Annotated in this window: 14 protein-coding genes; 1 reads left to right on the top strand and 13 read right to left on the bottom strand. The window is 55.7% G+C overall.

All coding sequences use genetic code 11. The features are described from left to right. Positions 1-150: 150 nt before the first annotated feature. Complete coding sequence (locus NTW95_10980) at positions 151-1488, bottom strand: hypothetical protein (protein MCX6557937.1); 1338 nt, start codon at positions 1486-1488, stop codon at positions 151-153. Between the two features lie 131 nt (positions 1489-1619). Between NTW95_10980 and NTW95_10985 the strand changes: the two genes are divergently transcribed. Next, a complete protein-coding gene (locus NTW95_10985; GenBank protein ID MCX6557938.1) occupies positions 1620-3263 on the top strand; it encodes a phosphoenolpyruvate carboxykinase (ATP) in 1644 nt (547 codons plus the stop codon). A gap of 213 nt (positions 3264-3476) precedes the next feature. On the opposite strand, the gene tsaD is transcribed toward NTW95_10985, so the two are convergent. The 12 genes from tsaD to NTW95_11045 all read right to left on the bottom strand — a co-directional run bounded on the left by tsaD (position 3477) and on the right by NTW95_11045 (position 15603). Beyond that, the gene (gene tsaD, locus NTW95_10990; GenBank protein ID MCX6557939.1) at positions 3477-4514 is read right to left on the bottom strand and encodes a tRNA (adenosine(37)-N6)-threonylcarbamoyltransferase complex transferase subunit TsaD; all 1038 of its coding nucleotides are present in this window, start codon (positions 4512-4514) and stop codon (positions 3477-3479) included. 19 nt (positions 4515-4533) lie between these two features. Next, positions 4534-4983 (bottom strand): hypothetical protein, encoded by a 450-nt coding sequence (locus NTW95_10995; GenBank protein MCX6557940.1) that lies wholly within the window; start codon positions 4981-4983, stop codon positions 4534-4536. A gap of 70 nt (positions 4984-5053) precedes the next feature. Then, complete coding sequence (locus NTW95_11000; GenBank protein MCX6557941.1) at positions 5054-5572, bottom strand: prepilin-type N-terminal cleavage/methylation domain-containing protein; 519 nt, start codon at positions 5570-5572, stop codon at positions 5054-5056. Between the two features lie 35 nt (positions 5573-5607). Beyond that, a complete protein-coding gene (locus tag NTW95_11005; GenBank protein ID MCX6557942.1) occupies positions 5608-7692 on the bottom strand; it encodes a polyribonucleotide nucleotidyltransferase in 2085 nt (694 codons plus the stop codon). 18 nt (positions 7693-7710) lie between these two features. Next, positions 7711-7980, bottom strand: a complete 270-nt coding sequence (gene rpsO, locus NTW95_11010; GenBank protein MCX6557943.1) for a 30S ribosomal protein S15 — start codon at positions 7978-7980, stop codon at positions 7711-7713. Positions 7981-8072: 92 nt separating this feature from the next. Next, entirely contained in the window at positions 8073-9548 is a 1476-nt protein-coding gene (locus tag NTW95_11015) for a TolC family protein (GenBank protein MCX6557944.1), read from the bottom strand. A gap of 94 nt (positions 9549-9642) precedes the next feature. After that, entirely contained in the window at positions 9643-10623 is a 981-nt protein-coding gene (locus NTW95_11020) for a cysteine synthase family protein (GenBank protein ID MCX6557945.1), read from the bottom strand. A 181-nt stretch (positions 10624-10804) separates the two neighbouring features. Further along, positions 10805-11353, bottom strand: coding sequence for a hypothetical protein (locus NTW95_11025; protein MCX6557946.1), 549 nt, complete (start codon positions 11351-11353; stop codon positions 10805-10807). Between the two features lies 1 nt (position 11354). Beyond that, positions 11355-12008, bottom strand: a complete 654-nt coding sequence (locus NTW95_11030; protein MCX6557947.1) for a polyprenol monophosphomannose synthase — start codon at positions 12006-12008, stop codon at positions 11355-11357. A 95-nt stretch (positions 12009-12103) separates the two neighbouring features. Further along, on the bottom strand, positions 12104-13687 hold the full coding sequence (locus NTW95_11035) for a hypothetical protein (GenBank protein MCX6557948.1): 1584 nt from the start codon (positions 13685-13687) through the stop codon (positions 12104-12106). Between the two features lie 39 nt (positions 13688-13726). Next, entirely contained in the window at positions 13727-15136 is a 1410-nt protein-coding gene (locus tag NTW95_11040; protein MCX6557949.1) for a hypothetical protein, read from the bottom strand. A gap of 98 nt (positions 15137-15234) precedes the next feature. Then, entirely contained in the window at positions 15235-15603 is a 369-nt protein-coding gene (locus NTW95_11045) for a PilZ domain-containing protein (GenBank protein MCX6557950.1), read from the bottom strand. Positions 15604-15634: the final 31 nt, after the last annotated feature.

Genomic DNA, 15634 nt, shown 5'->3' on the forward strand with positions numbered 1-15634 from the left:
AAGCTTTTAAATATATGGGATTCAAGGAGATCGCCACATTGAAATCCAACAATGCTTTTTCCGGTTGATTGTTGGCAACATATACGCTCCCACGGTTGTAATAGGCTTCCGTATATTTTGGATTCAAGGAAATCGCCGTATTGAAATCCATCAACGCTTTTTCCAATTGATATTGGCAAAATACGCGTCTCCACGGTTGTTGTAAGCCAAGCTTTCTTCGGGATTGTTTTTAATCACGTCTGTCCAGAGAAGAATATTGTCCCCCCATACTCGCAAATGTTTTCTGGTTTCAACCGACAAACCCGTGATAATTATCATTAAAAGTGCTATAAGACCGATTCTAATGATTCGAGAAAATCTGGATTTCAAATTAAAAAAATAGTAAAACGCCCAGGCAAATATGTAAAAAATCCAAATTGCAGGGATATAAAAATATCGATCTGAATAAGGCATTCCAGCTGTATTGAATATCATGCTAGGAAGAAGCGTTATTAAAAATAAACTGAATGAAAACAGAACGATTTGATTATTAAATTTTTTTTTAAAGATGAACGTGAATGTGATGAACAGACTAGAAAAGATAAAGGAGATCAAAACAGTGGGTGCCTGCAAGATCAATCGATTAGAATACCGGGCTGACAAAGCAATTGGAATAAAGGCTTTGCCGATATAAAAGAAAGGCGCGTAAAAAAATCTCAAAACACTTAACAAGAAATGATTTTCAGGAACCCCTGATAATTGGATTAGGGGCGCTGTTGTCAGAGAGATAACGAGAAAGACCGCGCTAATTAAGAAGAAGTACAGCTTTTTTTTGAGTTCTTTGAGCTGATGATCGCCAGATTCCACATAATCGAGAAGAAAAAGAATCAATGGAAAGGAGATGGCAATTATTTTTGAAAACAAAGAAAGAATAAAGAACACAGTTGTCAATGTAAAAAACAAAACTTTTTGTGATGATCGCAGATATCGGAGATAAGCGAGTATACCCAAAAAATAAAAAAATGAAAAAAGGAGATCTTTTCGACCTTGTATCCAGACGATTGCTTCTATGTTCATGGGGTGAATGGCAAAGACCAAAGTGGTAAAAAAAGTGATGAAGTGGCTTCCGCTCAGACGCCAAATAATAAAAAATACGAGAATTATGTTAAGCAAGTGAATGGCTAAATTGTTGCCGTGATAGGCATTTGGATCTAATTTTGAAAATCTGTAATTGATGGCGTAGGAAACCAAGACCAATGGAGTATAGCCTCCCAAACCAATATAGGATTGTGAAAAGATTTGAGCTATATTGTGAAGGTTCAGCTTTTTGATGGAGTCATTCTGGATAATGAGGTCCGGATCATCCCAATTGGTGAAGCCAAAACGAAGTGAGGGAAGAAAAACGCATACAGCAATTATCAAAATAAGCCCCAGCAGGATAATTTTCTGCCTAGAATCGCGGTTCATATTCATATGTCCCAACTTGTCTAAAACTTGCACGAAAACCATTTTTCTTCATGATAAATTTTATTAGAAATATGTAAAAATTACAATAAGCGGTTGTGGATTACCGGTTTAAAATAAGTTGATTTTTTAGCGCCGATGATATAATATTTCCTCTTTATCAAAAGGAGAGCAGAATGAATTTCCTGGAAAAATTGACCGACCTCATCAACAAAAAAGAAAATGTACATAGTAATCCCAAGCGCCGCGACCTGATCAAGGCTGCCGTGAAGAACAAGGAAGTCCTGGTCAGCAAGAATGGCGCCCTGGCCACCTGGACGCGCATCGAATCGACCGGCCGCAGCCCCAAGGACACCCTGACCGTCCGCCGGCCCGAGATCGAGGCCGAGATCGACTGGGACTCGCCCAACAACTTGCCCCTGGCCCCCGAGACCTTCGCCATGATCCTGGAAGACGCGCTGGCGCTGGCCGGCAAGAAGGAAAAACTGTACGTCACCGACCGCGTCATCGGCGCCGACAGCCGCTACGCGCTGCCGGTGCGCACCGTCAGCGACCACGCCAAGACCGCCCTCTTCGCGATCACCATGTTCCGGCCCGTGCCGCGCGACATCGTCCGCAGCATCTACCACGACCAGCCCTTCACCATCCTCGTTCTACCCGCCGACAAGCTGGATAAGCAACGGTACGCCGGCAAGCTGCGCCGGCTCCCCGACGGCAGCGCCTCGGACATGGTGGTGGCCGTGGACTTCGTCGAGCGCATCGGCGTGATCATCGGCTCGGCCTACATGGGCAGCGTCAAAAAACTGATGTTCACGGTCATGAACTACCTGCTGCCCAAGGCGGGCATCCTGCCGCTGCACGCCTCGGCCAACGAGGGCCTGGACGGCGACATCGCCCTTTTCCTGGGCCTTTCCGGGACGGGCAAAACCACCCTGTCGGCCGATCCCGACCGGGCGTTGCTCGGCGACGACGAGCACGGCTGGGATAAATACGGCATCGCCAACTTCGAGTTCGGCTGCTACGCCAAGCTGATCAACCTAAACCCGGCCAAGGAGCCCCAGATCTACGACGCTATCTGCCACGAGGCTCCGTACCTCGACCATGGCGCCATCGTCGAGAACGCCATGATGTACCCCGACGGCACCTTCGACTTCAACGACTCGCGGCTCATCGAGAACTCGCGCGGCTCCTACCCCCTCTCCTTCCTGCCCAGGATCAAGAAGTCGTCCCGCGGCAAGCACCCCAGGACCATTATTTTCCTGACCGCCGATGCCAACGGCGTCCTGCCGCCGGTGGCCAAACTCGACCAGAACCAGGCCATGTTCTGGTTTTTGATGGGCTACACCTCCAAGCTGGCCGGGACCGAGACCGGCATCGTCGAGCCGGTTTCAACATTTTCGCGTTTCTTCGGCCAGCCCTTCATGCCGCGCAACCCCAATGATTACGCGTCTTTGCTGGGAGAAAAAATAAAGAAACACCGCACCCAGGTCTACCTGGTCAACACCGGCTGGAGCGGCGGCCCCTACGGCGAGGGGAAGCGCATGGATATCAACATCACCCGGGCCATCATCAAGGCCGTCCTGAACGGCGAGCTGGATAAATCCACCTATGCCGAGGACCCGACCTTCCACATCAGCATCCCGGCCGCCTGCCCCGGTGTCCCCGACGCCATCCTGCAGCCGCGCAACACCTGGAAGGACCCCGAAGCCTTCGCCAGGCGGGCGCAGAAGCTGGCCGGGGAATTTAGCGCCCATTTCGACCGTGTCTACGGGAGCAAGAATCTGCCGGAATCGGTGCGTCGGCAGTGCCCGGGGAAGTAACGAAGAAAGGACCCGGCTCACGGTAGACGGCGGACGGCATACGGTAAAAAAAGTAACACATCAGTATGTAGTCTTCTTTTTACTTGCGAGGACCCTTTTTTTCTGGGCCATTGGGTCATTTGCAATTGGTGCTTGTTCGGGGCTTATCTCTTACCGTACACCGTAAGCCGTACGCCCTACGCCAAGCTCATTTTTTCTCGCACAGTGAACGGCCTAGCGGTGGCGGCGGCTCTCGCGGGAAAGAGCGCGCGAATAGGAATTGAGGTACAGGTCGAAATAGTTCAGGTTCGGATAGGCCCGGTATTTTTCATAGCCCAGCCAGGCGATCATGGCCGCGTTGTCGGTGCAATAAGCCGGTTCGGGCAGGTAGAGGTTGATCCCCAGCGGGGCGCATGTTTCCGCGAAAGAACGTCGCAGCAGCGAATTGCGGCTGACCCCGCCGGAAACGATGAGCGAGCGGGCCGGGAATTTTTCCAGGGCGGCCAGGGTTTTTTTCAGCAAATAATCGACCAGCGAACGTAAAAAAGAGGCCAGCAAATCGAAAAATTCCCGGCTGCCGGGCTCCACCTTCAAGCTCTGCGCCTGGCGCAGCAGCGCCGATTTGTAGCCGGAGAATGAAAAGTCGTCCCCGCCGTCGCTCATGCGCGGCGTGGTAAAGGCGAAGCGGCCGGGATCGCCCTTGGCATACAGGTCGTCCAGCAGCGGCCCGCCGGGATAGCCCAGGCCGAAATGCTTGGCTATTTTGTCCATGATCTCGCCGGCGGCGTCGTCGCGGGTCTTGGCGACCACCTGGCCGGAGAATTTTTCTTTCTGGTAAAAAAGCGACGTATGCCCTCCGGAAACGACCAGGGCCAGCAGCGGGTAGGCAATCGGCGCCTGGGTGATGAACGGCGCTTCAATGTGGGCGGCGATATGATCAACCGCCACCAGCGGCAGGCGCTGGGCCAGGGCCAGCCCCTTGGCGAAAGCCAGGCCGATGAGCAGCGAGCCGATCAAGCCGGGTCCGACCGTCAGCGCCAGCAGGTCGATGCGGTCGATGCCGATCCCGGCCTGAGCCAGCGCCTGGCGGGCCAGCAGGTCGATCGCCTCGTAATGGGTCCTGGCCGCTATTTCGGGGACGATGCCGCCGTAGGGCGAATGCAGGGAGATTTGCGATTTGATTTTTTCGGCCAGGACGGCGTTCTTCTCGCCCCGTTCAACGACGGCGACGGCCGTTTCATCGCAGGAAGATTCTATCCCTAAAATAAGCAAAGCCGGGCCCCCAACTCTCTTACTTGATGTCCATCAGCTTGGTGATTTTCGCCCAGGCTTGCTTGCGGTGCACTTCATACTGGTCAATGTCGTCCTGGGAGCGGCTGGCGACATATGCGAGCATGTAATCGGCTTCGCCGGTAAGCTCATCGACGATGGCGATCATTTCCATGAACGTGCCGCGGTCTTCATTGTTGATGGAAAATTCGGTCAGCTCCTGCAGGTTCTTCCTGGAAGCCTGCAGGAACGACAGGTTGGTGCCGAGCAGGGACTTGGCGTCTTCGGGAGAGTAGATGTTGTGGGTCCAAATGTCGGAAATCATGCCGATGTTGAGGTAGGTCTGATAGAGAAACGTGGCGCCGAAGTGACCCAGGCTGTAAAACAGTTTTTCCTCGAGCTTGCTGCTGTAGGGAAACAGGGAAACAGCCAAAACCAAAAGCAGAATCGTCAACACTGCCTTTTTTTTCATGTTGCCTCCGTGGCTTCCATCATAGCAAAAGCGCGCCCGATTCTCAACCGCGGCACTAAGGCCGCGCCGCCTACCAGTCGCGATAATAGGTACCGTCCAGCGCCTTTTTGTCGGAGTCGCAATGCACGTCCCAGATGTTCTGCCCGCCCCAGGTCTTGGCATCGAGCTTGTCCTGGTAGGAGCGCAGCCCCCAGTCGGTGGTGGCGCTCATCGGATCCAGGGGAATCCGCCGCAGAAATTTCATTATCCGCGTTTTATTTTTTTTGTCCTTGTATTCGATGCCCTTGACCAGGTCGTCCAGCTTTTCCGGGTAGCCGTATGTCTCTTCATCGAAGACGATCTTGTTTTCTTCGCAGAATTTTTTATAATCGTCGATGGCCGTGCGCAGCATGCGCAGCGCCCGGCGCAGTTCGATTTCTTTTTCGCGCTGGAAGACGTTGTGCGCCAAGGGGATGGCGATAGCGGCCAGAATGGCGATGATGACGGTGACGGTGATGACTTCGATCAGCGTGAACCCGCGCTGGCGGCGGAGCACATCGGCTGATGCCGATACCCGGGCCGCTTCCTGCTTATCTTTCCGGCCGGCCATTTTTACCCCCGCCCTGCCCGAGGCGAATCAACGATTCAACGATCCTCTGGATTTGGATTGTTTTCCAGGGCCTTGTGGCTCAGTTTCATCTTATTGTCCCGGTCCAGGGCCAGCAGCTTGACGTCGATCATCTGCCCCAGCTTGAATTCCTGGTGGACGTCGCGCACCCGGCGGTGGGAGATTTCCGAAACATGCAACAGCCCGGTCACGCCGGGCATGATCTCCACGAACAAGCCGTAATCTTCAATGCGGTTGATCTTGCCGCTGTAGACCTTGTTGACCTCGGGCGAGCTGGTCATGGCCTCGATGCGGGCGATCACCTTTTCTCCGACTTCCTTGTTGGCCGCGGCCACCGACACTTTTCCGTCATCCTCGGCGTTGATCTTGACGTTGTAGGTCGCCACCAGCTCCTTGATGTTCTTGCCGCCCGGGCCGATCAGATCGCGGATCTTGTCGACAGGGATGTACATGGTCAGGATGACCGGGGCGTACTCGGAAAGTTTTTCCGAGGGCGCGGCGATCACCGACTTCATCTTGGCGAGAATGAAGCGATAGGCTTTGCGGGCGTCGTCGATGGTCTTGCGGATGACGTCGTCGGTCAGGCCGCCGATCTTGATATCCAGCTGGATGGCGGTGATCCCCTTCTCGGTACCGGCCACCTTGAAATCCATGTCGCCGAAATGGTCTTCATAACCGGCGATGTCGGTCAGAACCGCGAACTCATCACCCTCCTTGACCAGGCCCATGGCGATGCCGGCCACCGGCGCCTTGATGGGCACGCCGGCGTTCATCAGGGCCAGCGTGCCGCCGCAGACCGTGGCCATCGAGGAGGAACCGTTGGATTCCAGGATATCGGAGACCACGCGGATGGTGTAGGGGAAATCCTCGTTGTTGGGCATGATCTTGCTGATGGCTTTTTCGGCCAGGTTGCCGTGGCCGATCTCGCGCCGGCCGGCGCCGCGCAGGAAGCTGACCTCGCCCACTGAGAAGGGCGGGAAATTATAGTGCAGCATGAATTTCTTCGTCGATTCATCGCCGTTGAGGTTGTCCAGCCGTTGCGCGTCGTCTTCCGAACCCAGGGTCACGGTCGACAGCGATTGGGTTTCACCGCGGGTGAAAACCGCCGATCCGTGCACGCGCGGCAGCACCCCCAGCTCTATGCTGATGGGGCGGATCTCGTCGAACGCCCGCAGGTCGGTCCGCTTTTTTCCCTGCAGCAGCGTGCTGCGGAAAATTTGCGCTTCGACCTTTTCGAAGGCGCCCTTGATCCTGGCGATTTCCACCTCATCCTCTTTGCCCTGAAGGAGCTCTTCCTTGATGGCCTTGAGCTTCAAATGGCGCAACACCCGTTCCTGGGTGAAAATGGCGTCCTTCAGCGGGGCGGAAAACCGACTGCGGATGTCCTCGACCAGCGCCTCGGCTTCGGGATTGGCGGGCACCGCCATCTTGGCGGGATTGATCAGTTCCTTCTGGGCCTGGCAGATCGTGGCGATCACTTCTTTGCCCCGGCGCAAGCCCTCGATGAACACGCCCTCGGGAAATTCGTTGCCACTGGCTTCGAGCATGACCACCTCGTGTTCGGTTCCGGCCACGAGCAGCACCATGTCCAGATCCTTGAGCATGTTCTGGCCGGGATTGATCGAATAGGCGCCGTCCTTCCAGCCGATTTTCACCGCCCCCAGCGGCGTGTCAAAGGGGATCGTCGACGCCAGCAGGGAGGCGGAAGCCCCGATGATGCCCAGGGCGTCATAGTCGATGCTGAAGTCGGCCGAAAGCAGCAGCGCGATCACCTGGGTGTCGTGATGGTAGTTTTCGGCGAACAGCGGCCGGATGGGCCGGTCGATCAACCGCGAAAGCAAGACTTCTTTTTCGGAGGGCCGTCCCTCGCGCTTGAAAAAGCCCCCGGGAATCTTGCCGGCGGCATAGGTGTTTTCGCGGAAATCGACCATTAGCGGCAGAAAATCCTGCTGCGGCTTCGCTTCCTCGCGCATGTTGGCGGTGACCAAAATGACATTGTCCTTGTAGGTGACCAGCGCCGAACCGTTCGACTGCAGGGCCCAGCGGTGAATGTCTATTTTAAGTGTAGACCCATCGATGCCAATTTCAATAGTTTGTCGCATGTATTTCTCCTGAATGGTTTACTTTCTCAGTTCAAGTTCCTGGATTACTTTTAGGTATTTATCGTAGTTGGTCCGGCGCAAATAGTTCAACAGTTTTTTCCGGGTCGAGACCATCGTCAACAGCCCTTTTCGCGAATGGTTGTCCTTCTGGTGCGTCTTGAAATGCTCGGTCAAATGCCGGATCCTTTCGGTCAACACCGCCACCTGCACTTCCGACGAGCCCGTATCCTTGTCGTTTATCTGAAAGCGACTGATCAGTTTCTGCTTGGTTTCCTTGCTAACGCTCAAAATATCCTCCTTTGCTTCAAACGAATTTAGAACCTATTTTAGCAGAAAAGAGTTCCCTTGTAAACCATCCCGCCAAAATAAGCCGTCCGCGGTCAGTTTTTCGTCAGCAAATCGGCAAATTGGATATTGTGCTTTTCAAGGGTCGTGCCCAGCACCCGGTTGACCCGGGAAAGGGCCAGGCTGTAGTCGATCAGCGATTTCAGTTCGGCGATCTGGGCATTGGAGAAATCACGCTGGTACTGCAAGACCAGGTAGTTGGTCGATAGGCCGACGGCGAGTTTCTTCTGCTCCGCGGCCAGCTTCTGATCGGCCAGCTCCCGCGAAATGCGGTTGGCCGCAACGATCTTGGCATTGGTCTCCAGGTCCATGATGATCTGTTTGACCTCGGAATAGATCGTGCTTTCGGTCTTCTTGAGGGTCAGCAGCGATTGCTCCAGGTTCAACCGGGCCTGGGTCAGGTCGGCCCGTCCCGAGGCGTTGAACACCGGGAAGGACAGCTGCAAGCCGACCGCGTAATTGCGATAGAGCCCCTTCAGCGCGTCGCGCAGCGAATCGCTCATACCGCCGCCAATGGTGCCGGCCGTACCATCGACGGGTAGGAGGCTGAAATCCACGTCCTGGGGAGTGCCGCTTAAGCCCTTGGTGTAATAGGAAGCGGTGAGCTGCAGGTTGGGCAGCAGCTGGTTGCGGTAGTAGCGGACCTCGACGTTCTTGCTCTTCAAGTCGAGCCGCACTTGCTCGATGTCGGGCCTCTTTTCAAGCGCTTGCTCCAAAAAAGCGTCGAAATCGACTTCGATCGGGGTGAACAGCGGCTCGTCCTGGGGGACGATGGCTTCGGGCATGCGGCTGATGTTTAATATACGGCGTAGATTTTCTTCGCAAGTCTGGATCTGGCTGCGGGCCTGCAGCGTTTCGCTCTCGCGGGCGGCCACCTCGGCCTGGGCAGTGAGGATGTCCATGGGGGCGGAGACGCCGACCTTGACCTGGACTTCGTTCTGCTTGAGCAAATCCTTGGCCAACTGCAGCGATTTTTCCTTGACGGCCAGGTTGCGGTGCGCATAGACCAAGTTCCAATAGGCTTCCTCGGTCTGGTAGATCAGGTCAATCACCTGCTGCTTCAGGGCGAAGAGCGACTTCTCCCGGCTGAAGGTGAGCTGCGAATTGTAGCGCGGGTTGATCTGGCTGTAGCGCGAGTTGGTCGAGTTGCGCGCATTCTGTAGCTCAACGCTCACATTGCCGCCGAAGAGCAGGTTCTGCGAAAGGGAAAAGGCCAGCGCCCCCGAATCGGCCTTTTCAATGTCGGCGCCGGTGAAAATGCTGGAGCTGGGGGTCGTGGTCGAACCGCGGTTGAAATCGACCGCCAGGGTCGGAATGAACATGGAGGTGCTTTTTCTCCACAGCGCCCGGGCGATCTCCGGGTTGGCCAACTCTATCTGCAGGTCCAGGTTGTTCTTCAGGGCCTGGTTGATGACATCGTCAAGGGTCAGGGATTGCACGTCTTTATTCTGGGCCGGGATCAGCCAACCCATCAATAAAACGGCGACTGTCAAGCAAACTAATTTTTTCATCGTCATGCCTCCGGGGTTAAGGTTATTATACGAAATGGTAACAAAAAAGTTCCTTATTTCTTGCCGGCGCGCCCTTGGCGGACCGGGTCGACGGCTAAATAATGCCTTTATCCTTGAGCCATTCGTCGTTGTAGATCGTGCTCAGGTAGCGGGAAGCGCCGTCGGGAAATATTGTGACGATGCGGGCCGGCTGTTCCAGTCTCTTGGCCACTTGACGCACCCCCCAGAGTGCCGCGCCGCTGGAACCGCCGGCCAGGATTCCCTCGCGCCGTGCCAGTTCGCGGGCGGCCAGGAAGGCCTCCTTGTCGGTCACCTGGAACATGTCGTCGATGACGCTGAAGTCGGCGCAGCGGATCATGAATTCGTCGCCCAGCCCTTCCAGCAGATAGGGGGCCGATTTCGCGCCCGGGCGATGATGAAAATTGTCGTAGAAAACTGAACCGAGGGGATCCACGGCGATGACCTTGATGGTCGCGTCCTTTTCCTTCAGGAAGCGGGCGGTGCCGCCGATGGTGCCGCCGGTGCCGATGCCGGCGACGAAATAATCGATGCGGCCCTCCATCTGCTCCCAGATCTCCGGCCCGGTGCCCAGGTAATGGGCCTCATTGTTGTCGCGGTTGTTGTGCTGGTCTGGGAAAAAGCAGTTCGGCGTCTCACGGGCCAGGCGCGGCGTGATGTTGTTGTAGCTGTCGGGGGACTCGGGCGGCAGGGTGCTGTCGACCATGTGGATCTCGACGCCCAGGGCATTCAGCTGGTCGAGTTTTTCCCGGCTGATGCGATCGCGAACAACCACCTTCAACCGGTAGCCTTTCTGGATGGCGATCAGGGCCAGGCCCAGGGCGGTATTGCCCGAGGAATTTTCGATGATCAGGTCGCCCTTTTTTATCTTGCCCTCTTTTTCGGCCTTTTCGATCATGTGGCGGGCAATACGATCCTTGCTGCTGCCCATCGGGTTCAGGAATTCAAGCTTGGCGAAAACCTCGCCGGGGATGCCGGCGGCCACGTGGTTCAGTTTGACCAGCGGCGTGTTGCCGATGCAGTCAACGATGCTGCTGAATTTTTTTTTTCTGTTCATGGAGCATTCCTTTTGAAAACCGCGCTGGAACGGATATTTTATCTGAAATCGCCGTGCCTGTAAAGGACCGCCCCTCAGGGAGTAGTGTCGCGGCGGCCCGCATTCAAATCTGCTGATCGAGAATGGAGTGTTCGTATGGAGAATACTTTTGATAAAAAGTCAGCGTTTGCGGGCAAAGACATTAACCAAGCCGAGGAAGCCTATGGAAATGAATCGTTCGCGCAGGGATCTCCGCCGCTCCAGCCAGACAACTATTTTCCGCATGGGCGAAAAACGCGCCCGCGCCTCCAGCCGGTCCAGGAAATAACCTAACCGGAGAACGCGCACATGGCGCCGGGCCGGCAGCTGCGGCCGTTTTCATGAATACGCCGGTATAGCAGCCCACGTCCAGGAGCCGTCCAGGAGGCTTGGCATAGGCATGCAGCTGGAGCAGCGAACGGGCGAAGGTGCGCTCCCGCGCCGTCGCTTCCTCCAGGTAAAGGGGATCTTCAACCGCGCGGTAGATGTCCAGCACCTCCCCCTGCTGGAGCTGGGGATTGCTGAAAACCAGGCGGCAGCGGCTGCACTGGACGATGTTGCCGTGCCGGGAAAGGGCGGTCGAGGTGCAGCGGAAATGCTCGGTACTCACGATCTCCTCTTTCCCCTTGCTGGCGGGATAGCGGAGGCGGGAATCGGGGCTGCCGCAAAAGGGGCAGTTCACCCGGACCCACGCCGACCCGCCTTTTTCCATGCTATTCCCGGAAGCGGTTGCAGCGGAGCCGCAGGAGGGTGAATATGCTCTTGAAGACTTCGCGGCGCGAAATTTTGGACGTTCCCATGCTGCGATCGAAAAAGATGATGGGCACTTCGGCCACGCGGGCGTTTTTCCTCTGGGCACGAAAGATCATCTCCACCAGGAACGAATAGCCGTTCGAGCGGACTTTCTCGGGCTTGATCTCTTCCAGCATCTGGCGGCGGTAGGTGCGGAAGCCGGAGGTCAGATCGGCCCCCTTCAGGTTCAGGACAAAGCGGGCGAAGCGGTTGGCCAGCCAGCTGAGCAGGATCCTGCGGATCCGCCAGTTGATGGTGCCGCCGTCGCGGATGTAGCGGGAACCGATCACGACATCGTTGTCGCGGCTGGCCTCGAGCATGGCCGGCAAATGGAGCGGATTGTGCGAAAAATCGGCGTCCATGGTGACCAACACTTCGTAGCCATGGTCCAGGCCGTAGCGCAGCCCGTCGCGGTAGGCGTTGCCCAACCCGCGTTCTCCGCTGCGTTCGATCAGCGTGACCGTCTCGCCAACACCGCGGTACGAGCGGACGACCTCGCCAGTGCCGTCGGGAGAGCAATCGTCAACGACGACGACATGGGCGCCGGGAACGATCTCGTTGATCTGCTTGAGCATTTCGGCGATGTTTTCGCTCTAGTTGTAGGTGGGGATGACGATCAGGGTCTTTTCCCGCACCTGGTAGGCGATGAAGGTGACGGCCTGGGCGATTCTCACGGTTCTCCCCCCGTTGCCCGCATGCGCAGCACCTGCACCTTGTAGGGCAGCTCGCCGCAGCGGGCGTAGAAAGCCAGAACCTTGCCTTGAATATCCTTGCCCGCGGCCAGGGCGAATCCGCGGTCGGTGAAGACCAGGGTGGTTGCCTGACCCTTCAGGGCCGGCAGCAGCTCGCCCTTCCCCACCGGGGCCATCCGCCGCGAGAATGGCTCGCCCAAAAAATTGGCCAGCGGCGACAGGAATACCTCCTGCCAGATCGCTCGGTCGCGAACGAACAGGATCTTCTTGTAACCCTTGACCGCGTCGGCCAGCTCGAACACCGCCCGCCGCTTTCCCAGATCGACGAAAATGATGGGCTGGTCCGGCGCGATTTTTCCTTTGACCTGCGCGTACATGGCGGCCAGCTGCCGGTGCAGGTCGCCGCGCAGGCGGTAATCGCCTATTTCCCAATGAAGCATGACCGCCTGCTGGCTCAGAAAAAAAACCAGCGGCAAGGCGATAAGGACCATCGCCAGCCGGCGCTGGCGCGGATGATTCTGGGCAAATGCCCCGAATTCAGCACCGACGAAGGCGACGATCATGATCCAGAATCCCAGCAGGGGTAGGTAATTGTAGCGGGCGGCGGCATAGAAAATTGGGAGCGATATGCCGATGCCCAGGAGCATCCAGAATAAGCCGAAGAGAGCTGGGCGGTTGCGGCGGCGGACGAGGGTGAAGAGCGTCGCCGCCAGCAGCGCCGCCAGCAGGATAAGCTGCAACCAACCGCCATGGTACTGTTCGCCAAGGCCCATGTATTTGCAGACGAGGAAGGCGGCCTTGTCGACCATCATTCTCAGTCCGGCCCGGCCGTAGGCGGTGAAGGCGGCATTGCCCCTGAGCATGGGGAGGCCCACGAAAAGCAGCAGGTAGAGCCCCAGGAGGATGAACAGGCCGAGCGAATGAGCGAATGCCCGTTTCCATGGGATCTCCATGACCAGCCAGAGAAGGGCCAGGGCGAGAAACGGCAAAACGATCCACGCCTCCTTTGCCGCCAGGGCGCCGCCGGCCAGCAGCAGCAGAAGCAGGTGTTTGCCCAACGGCATTCCTCTGGCGGCGGAAGCGTTGCGCGCCAAAAACAGCAGGGCGGCAAGGACAAACAGCATCATCAGCGAATCGGGACGCCCGGCCGCCCACAAGGTGACTTCGCTGTAGTAGGCGGACACCCCATAGGCGAGAACGAGCAGAACGGAAGGCAGGGTTCGCCTGAAGAGACGGCGGGCCAGCAAAAACATAAGCCAGAGATTGGCCAGATGCAGGAGGACGGTGAACAGATTGTAATAGAAGACACGGGTACCGAAGAGGGTGTAGTTCAGCAGGTAAGAGAGCTTCACCATGGGCCGGAAAAAATTGTTTATTTTTTCAAAAAACTGGCCGGGATGCTGCCAGCCGCGGTAGATGCTGTCCAGCCATTCAAAATCATCGCCCATGAGATAGTTCCCCAAGGCGGGGACATACAACAGAAAAATCAGGACCAATGTGCAGCCGCCCCAGAAATAGGGATTTGTTTTCTGCAAGCGCGAGAGCCAATTTCTCCGGCTCATGCAAAGGCTCCCTGCCACGTTGCGCGGCCATGTATCCGATCAGACATTTGCTTTGAATTCGGGCAAAGGGGAGGCGAACAATTCCCTCAAAACCATCGGTGCCAGGGCATAGCCGACGATCAGGAACGCGTCGCAGATAACCCTGTGCCTGTCCGAGGGGACCAGGAGGACCAGCGGCAGCATGATCAGCATGTACATCAGCAGCACCAGCAGCGCCTTATGGTTCTTTTTCCAAGCCAGGATAATCAAGGAGCTCAAGCCGAAAAAACTCAAAGCAGCCACGTCCAAAACCGCGGCGATGCTCAGCTCATAGACGGAAAACCCCAGCCGATAGATGAACAGCGCTAAGACAAGCTGGAGAACGATCAGCATGGCGAAGGCCCGGCGGCGCTTCTTCATCAGGAAAATAAAAGGCAGAAGAAAATAGAAGATGCCGTTTTTCGCCGCCGGGTAGTAGTCCCTGAACACGGCGTTGATCCTCTCCTTCATTCTGGCTAGATGCCACGTGAAGCCGTTGGCACGGAAAAGGGTGTAGCCCATCTTCCACAGGTGGCGATCGGCCTCGACCTCGCTCACCCCCTGCTTCAACAGGTCATTCATGATGTTCTTGTAGTCCATGATATTGTTCAGGTCCATGCGAATGGCGGGATTGTTGGCTACGTAGAAATTATAACCGCTGATGGTCGAAAACACGGGGAATTCGCCCAGGACCACCTTGTTGCGAATGATCCAGGCTGAAAAAATCAGTATCGGGAATATGAGCGCAACGAGATATTCCTTCCTCTTCAGCATCAGCGGCAGCGGGAAAAGGAAAACCAGCATGATCAGCAGGAGATTCTGCTTGACCATGATGGCCGAGGCGAGTAAAAAAGAAAAGGCCAGCAGCTTGTACAATTGCTTCTTGGCCAGATGGGAAAAAAGCGCGAGCAAGGCGATGAGCAGGAGAAAAAAGGCCAGGAATTCGGGATGAATGATGTTGGCCATGACCCGCAGCGGCTCGAAAAACGTACATAGAAAAGCGGAGAACAAGGACAGAAGCCGCGAGGAGGAAACGTGGAAGGTCAGCCAATAGAAAATCAACGGCAGCAGGCAGAAAAAAAGGTTCTGGTAAAGGATAACGGCCATGAGGAACTTGTCTTTCCCATACAACCAGCGGAAAAGCGACAAAAAAACAGGATAGCCGGGAGTGCGAAAAGCCGTCCCGCCGGGCGTGACACAGATTCCACTGCTGACCCGGTATCCCTTACCTTCATAAAGGTTGTTGGCCAGGGAAATGTATTCCCGGGCATCCATGCGTAAAAATTGATTCTCATCTTTTATGAACGAGATTTCCTTTAGCGATAAATAAAAATTGAAAGCAATCAATCCCAGCAGGCATACGGCAGACCGCGTGACCTTTATTTTTTTAGACCAGGTGTTTTTCATTGCCGGACCGCTGTCTTTTGCCATTGGGAAATTCTAAAAGAAAAGGACGGCAATGTCAAAAACCGTCTGTCCTGGGAGCCTGGAAAAGAAACCCGAGAAAAAAATATGGTTGGCCGCCGCGGTCAGGGAACGGTTTTTTCAAACCGATTCACGGGCCCAAAGGGCAACAAACGCTGATGGGCAACGGTTTTAATGAAACGGGCGTAACCGCGGTCGGATCTCTTTATCTTGACGCCCAACCCGGCCGGCACATTTTCTCCCGACGGGCTCTCCCGCTTCGTATTCCAGACCACCAAGCCGGTGAGGGAGTAGATGTCGTCGGCCGCGGCCAGGAGAATTTGAAACTCGCTTCTCACGGGGAACATATCGGTGGTGGCGATCAGCATCCCCCGGCGCGAGATGTTGACGGTGACGCCCATGCGTTCAAAACCATTCTGGTTGATATTGACCAGCAGGCTTTTGTTTATTCTTTTGTCTTTTCTTTTTGTCATGAGCATCCCTGCCCAGATCGATAAAGGGTCA

This window comes from Candidatus Aminicenantes bacterium (genome assembly GCA_026393795.1).
In the GTDB taxonomy this organism is placed as follows: Bacteria; Acidobacteriota; Aminicenantia; order UBA2199; family UBA2199; genus UBA2199.